Raw genomic sequence first — 14280 nt, 5'->3', positions numbered from 1 at the left:
GGAAAACCGAGCCGCGCCAGATCGGGAACATCCTTGTAGCCGGGATCGGCGAAGTAACCGCCGGTGATCTGCCCCGCGCATTCCAGCAAATGCCCGGCGACCGTGCCCTGCCCCAGCAGATTCCAGTCATCCATCGCCCAGCCGAAGGCGTGAATCATCGGCGCCAGAAACAGCGCGGGATCGGAGGCCCGGCCGGTGATCACAATATCGGCGCCGCCGTTCAGCGCCTGCGCCATCGGCTCGGCGCCGAGATAGGCATTGGCCGACAACAGCCGGTTGCCGAGCTGCTTGATCGAACCGTCGAACTCCATGATCCGGAGATCGCCATCCTTGCAGGCGTCGAGCACGTCGTCGCCGACGATGGCGGCGATCTTGAGCGACGACAGTCCGAGCGATTTTGCGATCTCGGCGGTCTTGCGGGCGGCCGCGACCGGATTGGCGGCGCCCATATTGGTCACGATCTTGATGCCTTTGGCGGCGCAGAGCGGCAGCACCGCGCGCATCCGCTCTTCCAGCAGCGGATCGAAACCGGCATCGGGGTTTTTCATGCGCGCCTGCTGCGCCAGCGCGACGGTACGCTCGCCGAGGCACTCGAATACCAGATACTGGATGCCGCCCTTTTCGGCGAGTTCGACCGCGGGCTCGATGCGATCGCCCGAATAGCCCGCGCCGGATCCTATCCTGATCGTGCGCATCACTTCAGTCCGAAATAAGCGCGCCGCAGCGCCTCGTTGTCGGTCATTTCCGCAACCGTGCCGGAAAAGCGGATACGACCCCCTTCCAGCACAAATACCCGCGTCGCCACTTCAAGGAAACCGATATTCTGCTCGGCAATCAACAACGCCAACCCCTTGCCGCGCAAATCGCTCAGGATGCGAATGACTTCCTTGACGAACAGCGGCGACAGCCCGGCCGACGGTTCGTCCATCACCAACAGCCTGGGCTCGGCGGCAAGGGCCTTGGCGATGCCCAGCATCTTGCGCTGGCCGCCGGACAGGCTGGATGCCGGCGCCCGGCGTTTTTCGCGCAATGCCGGAAACAGGCCATAAAGTTCCTCGACCCGGGCGCCGGGATCGGCATGCCCCAGCGCCTGGGCGCCGACCCGGATGTTTTCCTCGATCGACAAATCGGGAAACACCGCGAGTTCCGACATGTAGGTCATGCCGAGCTTCATCCGGTCGCTGGAGCGCATCCGCGTCAGGTCCCGGTCGCCGAGCTTGATGCTGCCCCGGCGCGCCTCGATCAGGCCGACCAGCGATTTGAGAAAGGTGGTTTTGCCCGCACCATTGGCGCCGAGCAGCAGCACCGTCTCGCCGGCGCGGACATCGAGATCGACGCCCCACAGCACCTGCATGGTGCCGTAGCCGGCATCGATGCCAGCGGCTTGCAGCAGCGGAGCGCCTTCAGGCGGCATGCTCGCCTCCCAGAAACACTTCGATGACCTGCGGCACCTGCACCGCGACCGCGAGCTTGCCCTCAAAAATCTCCTTGCCGGCGTTCATGACAATGACGCGATCGGTGATCTGCTCGATGAAACCCATCAGATGCTCGACCACGATGATCGCCATCCCGGCCTGCGCCAGCGCCTTGATCTGTCCGGCGATCCAGTCGAGTTCCGCCGGATTGAGCCCGGCAGCGAGTTCATCGAGCAGCAATAGCCGCGGACCGGTGGCGAGCGCGCGCACCAGATCGAGCATCTTTTGCTGCGCATTGTTCAGATCGGCCGCCGGCCGGTCGGCAACCTCGGTCAGCCGATACTCGTCAAGCAGCGCGGCCATATCGGGCGGGGCCACCGCGGCCCGCCCATAGGCCAGCGCAACCTCGATATTCTGGCGCACCGTCAGCGACAGAAAGGGCTTTGGAACCTGAAACGTGCGGTTGATGCCGCGGTGAACCAGTTTGTGCGACGTGACCCCGCCGATCGCGGCGCCATCCAGCACCACCCCGCCGCCGTCAGGGGCGTAGAGACCGGAGATCACATTGATCGCCGTGGTCTTGCCGGAACCGTTGGGACCGACCAATCCCAGGATTTCGCCGGATGCGACATGGAAGCTCAATCCGTCGAGCGCATGGAAGCCTCCGAAGCGTTTGATCAGTTTCGAGACGTTGAGGATGGGCGCGCTGTCAGGGGACATGCCAGCCCCTGCGGGTTGCGAGCGAAACCAGGCCCGCGGGGAGAAACAGCACCAGCCCCATGATCAACAGTCCGTAGATCAGCTGGAAATATTGCGGCGTGGTGAATCCGATCAGATTGTAGATGCCGTAGAGAATAATGACGCCCACGATCGGGCCGCTGATGGTGGCGACACCGCCGAACAGCGCGAACACGATCGCAAAGATCGAGAAATCGCCGCTGAACACATTGTCGGGATAGAACACCGACACATACCAGGCGTAAACGCCACCGGCGAGACCGGCCACCAATGCCGACGCCAGCCACGCGATCACGCGCATCCGCACCACGTCGACACCGGCCATCGACGCCGAGACCGCGTCTTCCCGCACCGCCTGCAAGGCGAGGCCAAAGCGGGAGTTTTTCAGGAACACGACAATGCCCAGCGTCAACGCCAGCACGACGAGGGCGGCCGCATAGGCCTGCGTCGGATCGAACGTGCCGGTGAGCGAAACACCATAAGGACCGCGCGTAATGCTCTCGAGCGCCGGATTGGCGACGAAGTGAAGCACCGCCAGCGAAGCCGCGAGATTGGCGATGGCGAAATAGGCGCCGGAGAGACGCAATAGCGGCGTCAGCAACAGCCCCAGCGCGACCCCGACCAGCCCGGCAACCAGCACCGCGAGCGCCGCCGGCGCCTGATAGTGCATCACCAGGATCGCAAAGCCGTAGGCCCCGGCGCCGAAGAAGCCGACATAGCCGAACGGCAGATAACCCGTGAAGCCGTAGATGATATTCACGCCCTGGGCCAGGATGAGAAAGATCACGAAATTGAACAGCAGCAGATGATTCTGGTAGACGCCCGGCAGCACCGCGAAGACGGCAAGCAGGGGCACGATGATGAACAGGGTGTGTTTGAAGGCGCTAGGCAACACGCACCCGCCTTCCGAGCAGACCGCTTGGCCGCAGCAGCAGGATGAAAATCAAGAGCACATAGGGCAAAAGGTCGGCCCAGGAACTGAGATAGGTCTGCACCAGCATGTAGCAGACGCCGTAGACCACGCCGCCCAGCGCTGTGCCCAAGGGATTGCCGAGCGATCCCAGCACCACGATCGCAAACGACGTGACCGTTGCATCGGCGCCGAAGGCCGGCGTTACCGATCCGAACATGAAGGGCGCGAAGATGCCTGCGACCGCCGCAAGCCCCAGTCCGACGCCGAAGGCCGCAGCAGAGACGCGATCGACATCGATGCCGGTCGCAAAGGCCTCGTCGCGCCGCGACATCACCGCGCGGGTCAGGGTGCCGAGCCTGGTCCGGTACAGATAGACGTAGACCAGCGCGATCGCGATCAGGCTGGTGATGGCCGCGATCACCCAGGATGCCGGAAATCCCTGGCCGAAGATCTGGATCGGTCCGCCGCTGTCCGGCTTGCCGCCGAACAGCTTGACCTTGATGGTCGAGAATACAGTTCCGAGCGCGCGGCTCTGGATCGAGCGCTCGCTGGTCCCGAAGAAAATCGTCGTCACCGCCTCGATCACCTGCGACAGGCCGAAGAACAGGATGATCGACAGCATTTCAGGGTTCACCGACCCCTGCAGGCGCGGCACCAGCACCCAATAGAGCAGCATGCCGACGGCCAGGAAAATCACGAACGCCAGCGGCACCGCGAACAAGGGGTCGATCCCGGCCAGCGTCACGACGCCGAACGCCACGAACGCGCCGAGCATGAGAAAGTCGCCATGCGCGAGGTTGACGATGCGCATGACGCCGAACACGAGATTGAGACCGATACCGACCAGACTGAAATAAAGACCGAACAGAACGCCGGCGACGAGCGCATAGATCATCGGCGCGTCACTCCCGGCATCCGGTTTCCACGCTGCGCTTTATTCATGGACGCGGATAGACCGGTTTGCCGTTGGCGGTTTCGTGCGGGTAGAGCGAGACAAACCGGATGTGGCCGTGATCGTCGAGTACGAGTTGCCCGAGCGGCGTCAACTCGCCGATCTGGCCGCCGGTTTCGTCGAGTGCGAACGTCCCGTCGAGTGTCTTGAGCTCTCCGGACAGGCTGAACACGGCGCGGCGCAGCTCGAGCTGATCGAGGCTGGCCGCAACCGAAAGCGTCTTCTCGATCACGAGCCCAGTGGTATATCCGGCGACGGCGTTGAAGCCGAACTCGATCTTGCCGTCGGGATATTTCTTGTCCCAGGCGGCTTTGTAATCCTTCATGTTCATGCCGAAATTGACCGGATATTCCAGCTCCGAGGGCGGCACATAGGTGAAGACGTGCTCAAGGCCCTTCTCGCCGACATTCTTTTCCAAGAGCTCGGTCTCGAGGCCGGCATAGATGCAGAACAGCATGTTGAACTTGACGCCGACATCCGCGACGTTGCGCAGGAATGCAATATCGTTCGGCGCGTATCCGAAATGGATCACCGCGTCCGGCTGGGTATTGTTGATGTTGTTGATGATGACGGTGTAGTTGGTGGTCTCGGTCGGAATGCCCTGATCGTAGACGATCTCGATCGGCGCGCCGGAATCCTTGACGAACTTGCGGAAGGCGTTGGCCTGGGTGCCGGTGAACTCGTTGGTCGAGTAGAGAATGGCGATCTTCTTGATTCCGAGACCCGGTCCATCATGTGAAACGAAGTCCGCGACAGGCTTGGGCCAGACCGTCGAGACCGGGTCCGCCATCAGCGCGATGTAGGGATTGTCCTTGGAAAAGAAGCTGGCGCCGGTTCCGGTCTGGTCGAACAGGAACACCTTGCGGTCGCGCGCGATCGCCACCGCGGGCGCGGTCAGCACCGAACCGGAATCCGCGACCAGGAGATCGACCTTATCCTGCGTAACGAGCTGGTTATAGAGCGTCGACGCGGTCGCGGTGTTGCTCTGATCGTCATAGGCGATCAGCTTGATCGGGATTTTCTTGTCGAACGCCTTCACATAGGCGCCGCCGTCGGCGTTCTTCTGGTCGGCCCAGAGCTTGAGCGCGCTGAAAACCGGCATCGAAATCGAGGCGTAGCGGCCGGATGACGCATAGAGCGTGCCGATCTTGATTTCTGCCGGCGCATCCATGGCAAAGGCCGGCGCGGCAAATGTCATACCCGCAAGCACCAGCGCGCCCGTCATCCTCAACATGAAATCCTCCCGGTATCCTTCGTTCCGACGGACAATAGCGCGGGGGGTCGCCGGGATACAAGCGCTCCGGGCTAATCCATTGTGCGTGTGCCGGAATACGCCGCATGCGCTGGGCTGACTGGACCGTTGACGCGGGACAGTCCAATGTCGCATCAAGATCGTCAACAGGCGGGCCGAACCAGACCCGCCCAGGGAGGAATCTGGGATCATGGCCGAACCCGCGCGTGCGCGCCCGAAACCGACACCGGAAACCCAGCATTTCTGGGACGGCACGCAGGCCGGCGAATTGCGGCTGCAGCGCTGCGACGCCTGCGCCAATGTCTATTTCCCGCCGCGACCGTTCTGCCCCGCCTGCGCCTCGCGCAAGGTCAGCGTGTTCAAGGCCAGCGGCAAGGCAACGCTCTACAGCTACGTGATCCATCACCGCCCGGTTCCGGGCTTCACGCCGCCTTACGCCATCGCGGTGGTGGAACTGGATGAGGGTCCGCGCATGATGAGCAACATCGTCGATTGTCCGCAGACGCCCGAAGCGCTCGAACTCGACATGAAGCTGGAAGTCGCGTTCGAAAAACTCGACGACAACATCACCCTTCCCCTGTTTCGTCCGGCGAAGGGCTGAGCGTCATGCGCCAAAACCAGGTTGCCGTCGTCGGCGCGGCCGAAACCACCGAACTCGGGGTTATTCCCAATGTCTCGCAGATCCAGTTGCATGCCGATGCGGCCCTCAACGCCATCGCCGACGCCGGGCTGAAACTGTCCGACATCGACGGTTTTGCAACGGCGGTCGAAACGCCGCAGCAGATCGCGCATTATCTTGGCATCACGCCGACCTGGGTCGACGGTACTCCTTCATGCTCCATGTGCGTCATGCCGCCGCGGCGATCGAGGCCGGCCTGTGCAAGACCGTGCTGATCACCCATGCCGAGAGCGGCAAGTCGAACATCGGCCGCACCCCGCGCATGATCGGCCCCGACAGCCTCAACGGCCAGTTCGAGCTTCCCTACGGCGTCTCCACCCCGGCCAGCATGTTTCCGATCCCGGTGCTGCGCTACATGAAGACCCACGGCATCACCCATGAACAGATCGCCATGGTCGCGGTGGTGCAGCGTGAATGGGCCGCGAAGAATCCGCGCGCCACCATGAAAACTCCGATCACGGTCGAGGACGTCCTCAATTCACGGATGATCGCCTATCCGTTCCGCATCCTGCAATGCTGTCTCGTCACCGACGGCGGCGGCGCGCTGATCCTGACTTCGGCCGACCGCGCAAAGGACTTTCCGAGGAAGCCGGTCTACATCCTGGGCACTGGCGAGAGCGTGGAGACGCCGATGGTCAGCCAGATGCAGACGTTCGACAGTTCGCGCGCCTTCAAGGTCGCAGGTCCCCTGGCCTTCAGGGAGGCCGGCATCGGCCACAAGGACGTCGATCACCTGATGATTTACGACGCGTTCGCGCATCTGCCGCTCTACGGTCTCGGCGACCTCGGCTTCATGCCCCACGAAGAGACCGGAAAGTTCATCGCCGACGGCCACACGCGACCGGGTGGCAGATTGCCGCTCAATACCAACGGCGGCGGGCTGAGCTACATGCATTCCGGCATGTACGGCATGTACGCGCTGCAGGAGAGCGTGCGTCAGATGCGCGGCATCGCGCCGGCCCAGGTCAAGGACGCCAAAATTTCGGTCTGCCATGGCGTCGGCGGCATGTTCGCGGCATCAGGGACGATCATTTTTACGAACGAAAACTAGTGATCACATCTGTCATTGCCGGGCTTGACCCGGCAATCCATCCTCTCATGAAGAGGGATGGATGCGCGGGTCAAGCCCGCGCATGACGAGTTTTCGCTCTAACTGCGAAACAGGACAAGGAGGCAATCATGACCAGCACCAAATCACTCCAGGACAAGGTCGTCATCGTTACCGGCGCCGGGCGCGGCATCGGCCGCGAGATCGCGCTGTTGTGCGCCGCTGAAGGCGCCAAGGTCGTGGTCAACGATCCCGGCGGCGCCGCCGACGGCTCGGGAACGAGTGCCGCGCCGGCCGAAGAAGTGGTCGAGGAAATCAAAAAGCGCGGCGGAACCGCGGTGGCGAATTTCGAAACCGTTGCCGAGGCGATTCCAGCCAGCAAGATCGTCAAGACCGCGATCGACACCTACGGCAAGCTCGACGGCGTGGTCAACAATGCCGGCATCCTGCGCGACGCGATCTTCCATCGCATGAGCATCGACGCCTTCGAGTCCGTCATCAAGGTGCATCTGATGGGCTCGTTCTACGTCTCGCATGCCGCCGCACGGCTGTTTCGCGAGCAGGAGAGCGGCGCATTCGTGCATTTCACCTCGACCTCCGGCCTGGTCGGCAATTTCGGCCAGGCCAATTATGCCGCGGCCAAGCTCGGCATCGTCGGACTGTCGAAATCGATCGCGCTCGACATGGAGCGCTTTCATGTCCGCTCCAACTGCGTCTCGCCGTTCGCCTGGAGCCGGCTGATCGGGACGATCCCGACCGAGACCGAAGCCGAGAAGGCACGGGTGGCGAAAATTCAGCAGATGGGACCGGAAAAGATCGCGCCGATCTGCGCGTTCCTGCTCAGCGACGCTGCCAAGGACGTGACCGGGCAGATCTTTGCGGTGCGCATGAACGAGATCTTCCTGATGAGCCAGTCACGGCCGCTGCGCTCGATTCATCGCGCCGAAGGCTGGACGCCGCAGACCCTCGCCGAGCACGGCATCCCGGCGCTGAAGTCGTCGTTCTACAAGCTCGACCGTTCGGCGGACATTTTCAACTGGGATGCGATTTAGTCAAGCAATCTCCACCAGTCGTCCCGGCGCAGGCCGGGACCCATAGCCGCCTATGTTAATTGTTACACAAGACTTCTAACTTCAGCGTCCCCATGCGACGGCACGGCGTATAGGTCCCGGCCTTCGCCGGGACGACATGGGTGCCCCCCACCCTCTCTGGTTGTTTTGTCAAATTTCGCCCGCTTTATGCCGAAATGTGGGCGCATGGTTTTCCTCCCAACAAAAAAACAACGGGAGGAAACCATGACAAATCCAATACATTCAGATGACAAAGCCGGAGCCGTCGTCGACCGGCGCGATATGTTGCGCGGCGCTGCAGCAATCGCCGCCACGGCGCTGGTCGCAACCGACGCATCGGCCCGTGATTTCGGCCGCAACGCCGAGCCGCAGCGCTATCCCGACCCCGATATCGTCGTGATCGACGCCAAGCGCTTCAAGGCCAAGGTCGGCAACACCGCGATCAAGCGCCTGTATACCGGCTGCCTGTGGGCCGAAGGCCCGGCCTGGAACGCGCAGGGTCAATATCTGGTGTGGAGCGACATTCCCAATAACCGTCAGCTGCGTTATCTCGACGATGACGGCCACATTTCGGAACAGTTTCACAAGCCCTCCAACGAGGGCAACGGCAACACCTTCGATTTCGAGGGGCGGCAGGTCACGTGCGAACGAACCCGGCTGGTCCGTTACGAACATAACGGAACGATCACGGCGCTGGCCGAGCAAGCCAACGGCAAACAGCTCAATGGGCCAAACGACGTCGTCGTTCACCCCAACGACAAGTCGATCTGGTTCACCGATCCCGGCTATGGCGCGGTCAGCATCTACGAAGGGCAGAAGGCCAATACCGGCTCGGTACAGCCCTATCAAAAGGAAGCGGTGTACCGGCTCGACGCCCAGACCGGGCAAGTCAGCAAGGTCGCCGACGAACCGTTCAAGCCGAACGGCATCGCCTTCAGCCACGACTACAAGAAAGTCTATGTCTGCGACACCGGCATCACCCACTACCCCAACGCCAAGAACATCGTCTGGCAATACGATCTCAACGGCGACAAGCTCTCGAACCCGCGCACGCTGATCGACATGACCCTCGACGGCAAGTCGGGATTCCCGGATGGCATGCGGGTCGACACCGAGGGCAACATCTGGGTCGGCGCGGGCTGGGTCGGCGACGGCTATGACGGCGTCCAGATCTTTGCGCCGGACGGCGGACGTATCGGTCAGATTCGTCTACCCGAGACCTGCGCCAATGTCTGCTTCGGCGGCAAGAAGCGAAACCGCCTGTTCATGACGGCCAGCCAGTCGCTGTACGCGGTCTATGTCGAGACCCAGGGCGCGCATAATTGTTGAGGGGTATTAGTTCGCTCCCGTCATTGCGAGGAGCGAAGCGACGAAGCAATCCATTCTTTCTTTACACCGCCCTATGGATTGCTTCGCTGCGCTCGCAATGACGGAGAAGCTTCTCTCTCGCATCATTCCGGGACATGCGTCTTCGCATGGATCCGGAATGACAACTACCCGCTATTCCTCAGTCCCGCCGAAATGCCGTTGATGGTGAGCTGAATCCCGCGCAGAACCTGTTCATCCGGATTCTGCGCGCGATGCTCCTTCAGCAATTCGACCTGCACGTGGTTCAACGGATCGAGATAGGGAAAGCGGTTGCGGATCGAGCGCTCCAAAAGCGGATTGCCCTGCAGCAGCCGCTCCTGGCCCATGATGTCCAACAGCGTCTCGATCGAGGTGTGCCATTCGCGCCGGATGCGTCCGAAGATAGTTTCGCGTAGCGTCGTATCCGGCACCAGTTCGGCATAACGCGAGGCGATCGCGATCGAGCTCTTGGCCAGCACCATATCCATGTTCGACAGCAGAGTGCGGAAAAACGGCCACTCGCGGTAGAGTTCCCGCAGGAACGGCATGCCCTTGTCGGGATGCTCCGATACCCAGGTCTCGACCGCGCTGCCGAAACCGTACCAGCCCGGCAGCATCAGCCGGCATTGCGCCCAGCTGAACACCCAGGGGATGGCGCGCAGGTCTTCGATCTCGCGGGTTTTCTTGCGCGAGGCCGGACGGCTGCCGATGTTGAGCGTGGAAATTTCGGTGATGACGGTCGAGGCCCAGAAATAATCGGCAAAGCCCTCGGTTTCATAGACCAGCCCCCGATAGGCCTTGAATGCGAGCGCCGACAATTGCTCCATCGCCTTCAAATAATCCCCCGACGGCGCGCTCCGCCGCGGCTGCAGCAGGCTGGCTTCGAGGGTGGCGGCGGCCAGAATTTCCAGATTGTTGCGGCCGACTTCGGCGTTGGAATATTTGCTGGAGATGATTTCGCCCTGCTCGGTGATCCGGATCTGGCCGTTCACCGCGCCCCCCGGCTGCGCAATAATGGCGTCATAGCTCGGTCCGCCGCCGCGGCCGACCGAGCCGCCGCGACCGTGAAACAACCGCAGCCGCACGTGGTGGCGCTCGAACACTTCGACCAGGCCGATCTCGGCCTTGTAGAGCTCCCAGCCCGAGGTGACGAAGCCGCCATCCTTGTTGCTGTCGGAATAGCCCAGCATCACCTCCTGAACCGAGCGGCGACTGTCGACCAGCTTGCGGTAATCGTGCATCGACAACAGCCGGTCCATGATCGCAGAACTGGCCTGCAAATCCTCGATGGTCTCGAACAGCGGCACGATGTTGACCGCGCTGCGGCCGCGGGGATCGAGCAGGCCGGCCTCCTTCAGCAGCAGCGCGACCTCCAGCATGTCGGACACCCCCTTGCACATGGAGATGATGCATTGGGGGATCACATCGGCGCCGAACCGGGCATGCGCGTTCGCCGCCTCGTGGAAAACGGCGAGTTCGCCCACCGTCTCGTCGCTGTATTTCACGAAGGCCGAGGTCAGCGGCCGCGCGTTGCGCAGCTCGGTCGTGAGCAGCGTGATCCGCGCCTCTTCGTTCAATGCCAGATAGGACATGCCCGGCATCGCCGCATCGATCAGCTCGGCGACCGTGCGTTCGTGAACGGCGGAGTTTTGCCGCATGTCCAGTCTGGCGAGATAAAAGCCGAAACAATCCACCGCCCGGCGCAGTTGCCGCAGCCGGCCACGCGCGATGACCCCCGAATTGTTGGCGATCAGCGAGCGATCGAGAATATCGAGGTCGGCCTTGAATTCCTTCACATTGGCATAGGGGGTCGCTTCGCCGACCGGCTGGCGGGTGGTTTCCACGTCGAGCTTCAGCGCGGTCGCGGTGAGCCGGGCATAGATGCCGGATACCGCCAGACGATAGGGCTCGCCGCTTCGATGCGGCGAGGTATCGGGCGAGCGCCCGGCCAGCGCCCGCAACTCCTCGGAAATATCGGCCAGATGCGCCGCCAGCGACAATTCGGCGCCGAGCGCGTGCAGTTCCTCGAGATAGAAGCGAAGCACCCGGCTGCTCTGCAGGCGCAACGTGCCCCGCATCACCTCGGCCGTGACGAACGGGTTGCCGTCGCGATCGCCGCCAATCCAGCTTCCCATTCGCAGGAACGATGCCAGCTCGCCATGCCCGCTGCCCTCGCCCTCGTTCAGGCGATCCTCCAGCGCGCAATGCAGCCGCGGCACCTCGTGCAGGAAAGTGTAGTCGTAGAAGGAAAGCCCGTTGGCGACCTCGTCGAGCACGGTGAGCTTGGTCCGGCGCAACAGATTGGTCTGCCACAGCGTCACCACCGCGCGCCGCAACTGCTCGTCGCTCGCCGCGAGTTCTTCCGGCGTCAGCTGGACCCGCTCCCGCCGGTCGAGCAGGGCTGCGATCTCCATCTCGCGGTCGATCGTGCTCTTGCGGCGGACTTCGGTCGGATGCGCAGTCAGAACCGGGCTGACCTGCGCACCCGCGAAGAATTTGCGCAAATCCGCCGCACTGAAGCCGGCGGTACGGGCGTGCGACAGCGTCAGCGCCAGCGATCCCGGACCGGGCGATCCCCCGGTAGAGCGCGTCCGCATCTGCCGGATGTTGTTCTGATCCTCGGCGATGTTGGCAAGATGTGAAAAATAGCTGAAGGCGCGCACGATGCGGACGGTTTCGCTGGTCGACATGCCATCGAGGATGGCCTCGAGCTCATGCCGTGCCGGCTTGTCGTCATCCCGGTGAAACCGGATCGAGGTCTGACGGATGCGTTCGACCAGGTCGAACACGTCGGCGCCTTCCTGGTCGCGCACGGTATCGCCGAGAATGCGTCCAAGCAGCCGGATATCATTCCGCAGCCGGACATCTTCTTCGAGCGCCAAGACTTCGTCGGCGCGATTGGACCGCAGGTCGGTGTCGGAAGGCATGATCTGGGGGGACATGGTTGAGATGCTCCAGAAACTGCCCGGCTCCCTTGAGTCGCAATTTTTGCGGCCTGGCGCAAGACCAAGAAAAAGGCGGACAGCTGTCCCGGGTAGGTTCAGCGCCTACGCGCCGGGCCCGTCCTAGATGCTCCGCCCCGCCCTCGCCCAATAGGGATCGCGCAGCCGGCGCTTGAAAATCTTGCCGGAATCCTCGCGCGGCAGATCGGCCTGGATTTCCAGATGCTTCGGCACCTTGTAATCGGCGAGCGTGGTCTTGAGCTGGGCGCGGATGGAAGCGGTGTCCAGCGTCACGCCTGATTGCGGTTCCACCACCGCCATCACGGCCTCGCCGAACTCATCGTCGGGAATCCCGAATACGGCGCAGTCACGCACGCCGGGCACCGCATGCAGCGCGGCTTCGATTTCGGCGGGATAGATGTTGACGCCGCCTGAAATCACCATGTCGCGCTTGCGGTCGCGAATGAACACATAGCCATCGCCGTCGATATAGCCGACGTCGCCGGAAGTGATGAATCCCTCGCGCTCGATCTCGGTCCGCTTTTCCGGCTTGTTGTGATAGGTGAAATCCGGATTATCCGCGTTAAACGAATAAATCTCGCCGATCTCGCCCTGCCGCAGCGGACTGCCATGATCATCGAGAAAGCGCAGTTCGACGCCCTCCAGGATTTTCCCGACCGTACCCGGCTTGTTCAGGGCATCAGCGGAGGTCGCGAAGGTGAGCGCACCGGATTCGGTGCTGCCATAATATTCCGAAATCACCGGCCCCCACCACTGGATCATCGCACCCTTGACGTCGGCAGGGCATGGCGCCGCGGCATGGATCACGTGGCGCAACGACGAAGTATCATATTTCCTGCGAATCGGTTCCGGCAGTTTCAGGAGCCGGATGAACATGGTCGGCACCATAAAAACCGTGTCGATCCTTTCGGCCTCGACCAGCCGCAGAAATTCTTCCGCATCGAAGCGCGGCATCAGCACCAGCGCACCACCGAGCCGGCCAGCCCTCAGACCAAACGAATTCGGCGCAGCATGATACAGCGGTCCCGGCAGCAGCGCCCGCACCCCCGGCTTCAGGCCATAGATCAGCGATCGCGTCCGCTCCGAGGCGGCGCCTTGCTCCGGCGTGGGCGCTTGGCGACGGACGCCCTTGGGGTGTCCGGTGGTGCCCGAAGTATAGATCATGTTCGCCGGCTGCGGCAGCGCCGGACCATCATAGGGCCGTTGCTGTTCGAGCCAGGATTGAAGATCGGTTGCGAAAGCAGGCGTGACGAGGTGACCGGGATCGGTCTTGTAATTCGCGGATATCTCCGGCGGCGTCGGCACGCTGAGGACGGTCACATCAGCCGGTATCGCGTCACCAAGCGGATGCAGCAGATCGGAGTGTCCGACCAGAACCGACGTTCCGGAATCCTTCAGGATGTAATTGATCTCCTCCGGCTTGAAATGCCAATTGACCGGCACGGCGTAGGCGCCGAGACGCATCGTGGCATAGGCTGCTTCCAGGAAGGTGATGTCGTTGCGCATGAGAATGCAGACGCAGTCGCCTTGCCTGACCCCAAGCGTCTGCAGGCCGCCGGCGATGCGGGCGGCGCGATCGGCGACTTCGGCGTGATCGCGCTTTCGCTGACCGCTGGAAATACCGAGGAAGAGCGAACCGGAATCCGGTGTTGACACTGTTGGCACCTGTGCACCGCCATCAAACGTCGGCGAAGCGCGGGGCGCGCTTGTCGATATTGGCGCGCACGGACTCGAGCTGATTGGCTCCGCCCATCAATTTCATCTGCTCGACGGATTCGGCTAACAGCGCCGGACCGGGATCGACGCTTAGATTGTTCAGCAGACGCTTGGCGGCGCGGATCGCGTCGGGACTTTTGCCCGCGATCTCGCGCGCGACCTCGAAGGCTGCGGCGCGCGGGTCATC

General features: G+C 62.5%; 11 protein-coding genes and 2 pseudogenes. 4 read left to right on the top strand and 9 right to left on the bottom strand.

Annotated elements, in window-relative coordinates:
- From ABR948_RS25970 to ABR948_RS25945, 6 genes are all read right to left on the bottom strand, one after another.
- The coding region (locus tag ABR948_RS25970) for an acyclic terpene utilization AtuA family protein (protein WP_428123418.1) at positions 1-695 on the bottom strand (695 nt) is incomplete at its 3' end.
- Positions 695-1414 carry an ABC transporter ATP-binding protein gene (locus tag ABR948_RS25965; protein WP_428123416.1) on the bottom strand — a complete coding sequence of 240 codons (720 nt, stop codon included), beginning with the start codon at positions 1412-1414 and terminating at the stop codon, positions 695-697. The genes ABR948_RS25970 and ABR948_RS25965, both read right to left, overlap by 1 nt.
- Complete coding sequence (locus ABR948_RS25960) at positions 1404-2135, bottom strand: ABC transporter ATP-binding protein (protein WP_428123414.1); 732 nt, start codon at positions 2133-2135, stop codon at positions 1404-1406. The genes ABR948_RS25965 and ABR948_RS25960 overlap by 11 nt, the downstream gene beginning before the upstream one ends.
- Positions 2125-3048 carry a branched-chain amino acid ABC transporter permease gene (locus ABR948_RS25955; protein WP_428123411.1) on the bottom strand — a complete coding sequence of 308 codons (924 nt, stop codon included), beginning with the start codon at positions 3046-3048 and terminating at the stop codon, positions 2125-2127. The genes ABR948_RS25960 and ABR948_RS25955 overlap by 11 nt, the downstream gene beginning before the upstream one ends.
- A complete protein-coding gene (locus ABR948_RS25950; RefSeq protein ID WP_428123409.1) occupies positions 3038-3961 on the bottom strand; it encodes a branched-chain amino acid ABC transporter permease in 924 nt (307 codons plus the stop codon). Before ABR948_RS25950 ends, ABR948_RS25955 begins: the two co-directional genes overlap by 11 nt.
- 43 nt (positions 3962-4004) lie before the next feature.
- The gene (locus ABR948_RS25945; protein WP_428123407.1) at positions 4005-5252 is read right to left on the bottom strand and encodes an amino acid ABC transporter substrate-binding protein; all 1248 of its coding nucleotides are present in this window, start codon (positions 5250-5252) and stop codon (positions 4005-4007) included.
- A 208-nt stretch (positions 5253-5460) separates the two neighbouring features.
- Between ABR948_RS25945 and ABR948_RS25940 the strand changes: the two genes are divergently transcribed.
- From ABR948_RS25940 to ABR948_RS25925, 4 genes and pseudogenes are all read left to right on the top strand, one after another.
- The gene (locus ABR948_RS25940; protein WP_428123404.1) at positions 5461-5871 is read left to right on the top strand and encodes a Zn-ribbon domain-containing OB-fold protein; all 411 of its coding nucleotides are present in this window, start codon (positions 5461-5463) and stop codon (positions 5869-5871) included.
- Positions 5872-5876: 5 nt separating this feature from the next.
- Positions 5877-7000, top strand: a pseudogene (locus ABR948_RS25935) (thiolase C-terminal domain-containing protein).
- 128 nt (positions 7001-7128) lie between these two features.
- Positions 7129-8049: an SDR family NAD(P)-dependent oxidoreductase gene (locus ABR948_RS25930; RefSeq protein WP_428123401.1), complete on the top strand. Its 921-nt coding sequence runs from the start codon at positions 7129-7131 to the stop codon at positions 8047-8049.
- Positions 8050-8292: 243 nt separating this feature from the next.
- Positions 8293-9396 carry an SMP-30/gluconolactonase/LRE family protein gene (locus ABR948_RS25925; RefSeq protein ID WP_428123399.1) on the top strand — a complete coding sequence of 368 codons (1104 nt, stop codon included), beginning with the start codon at positions 8293-8295 and terminating at the stop codon, positions 9394-9396.
- Positions 9397-9560: 164 nt separating this feature from the next.
- Here the strand turns inward: ABR948_RS25925 and ppc are convergent, their stop codons facing one another.
- From ppc to ABR948_RS25910, 3 genes and pseudogenes are all read right to left on the bottom strand, one after another.
- Complete coding sequence (gene ppc, locus ABR948_RS25920; RefSeq protein ID WP_428123397.1) at positions 9561-12356, bottom strand: phosphoenolpyruvate carboxylase; 2796 nt, start codon at positions 12354-12356, stop codon at positions 9561-9563.
- Positions 12357-12479: 123 nt separating this feature from the next.
- On the bottom strand, positions 12480-14033 hold the full coding sequence (locus ABR948_RS25915; RefSeq protein ID WP_428123395.1) for an acyl-CoA synthetase: 1554 nt from the start codon (positions 14031-14033) through the stop codon (positions 12480-12482).
- Between the two features lie 22 nt (positions 14034-14055).
- Positions 14056-14280, bottom strand: a pseudogene (locus tag ABR948_RS25910) (enoyl-CoA hydratase); the annotation flags it as partial.

The organism is Bradyrhizobium sp. (assembly GCF_050014615.1).
In the GTDB taxonomy this organism is placed as follows: domain Bacteria; phylum Pseudomonadota; class Alphaproteobacteria; order Rhizobiales; family Xanthobacteraceae; genus Bradyrhizobium.
Note: the sequence above shows the minus strand (reverse complement) of the source record. Positions and strands in the feature narration are given on the sequence as shown.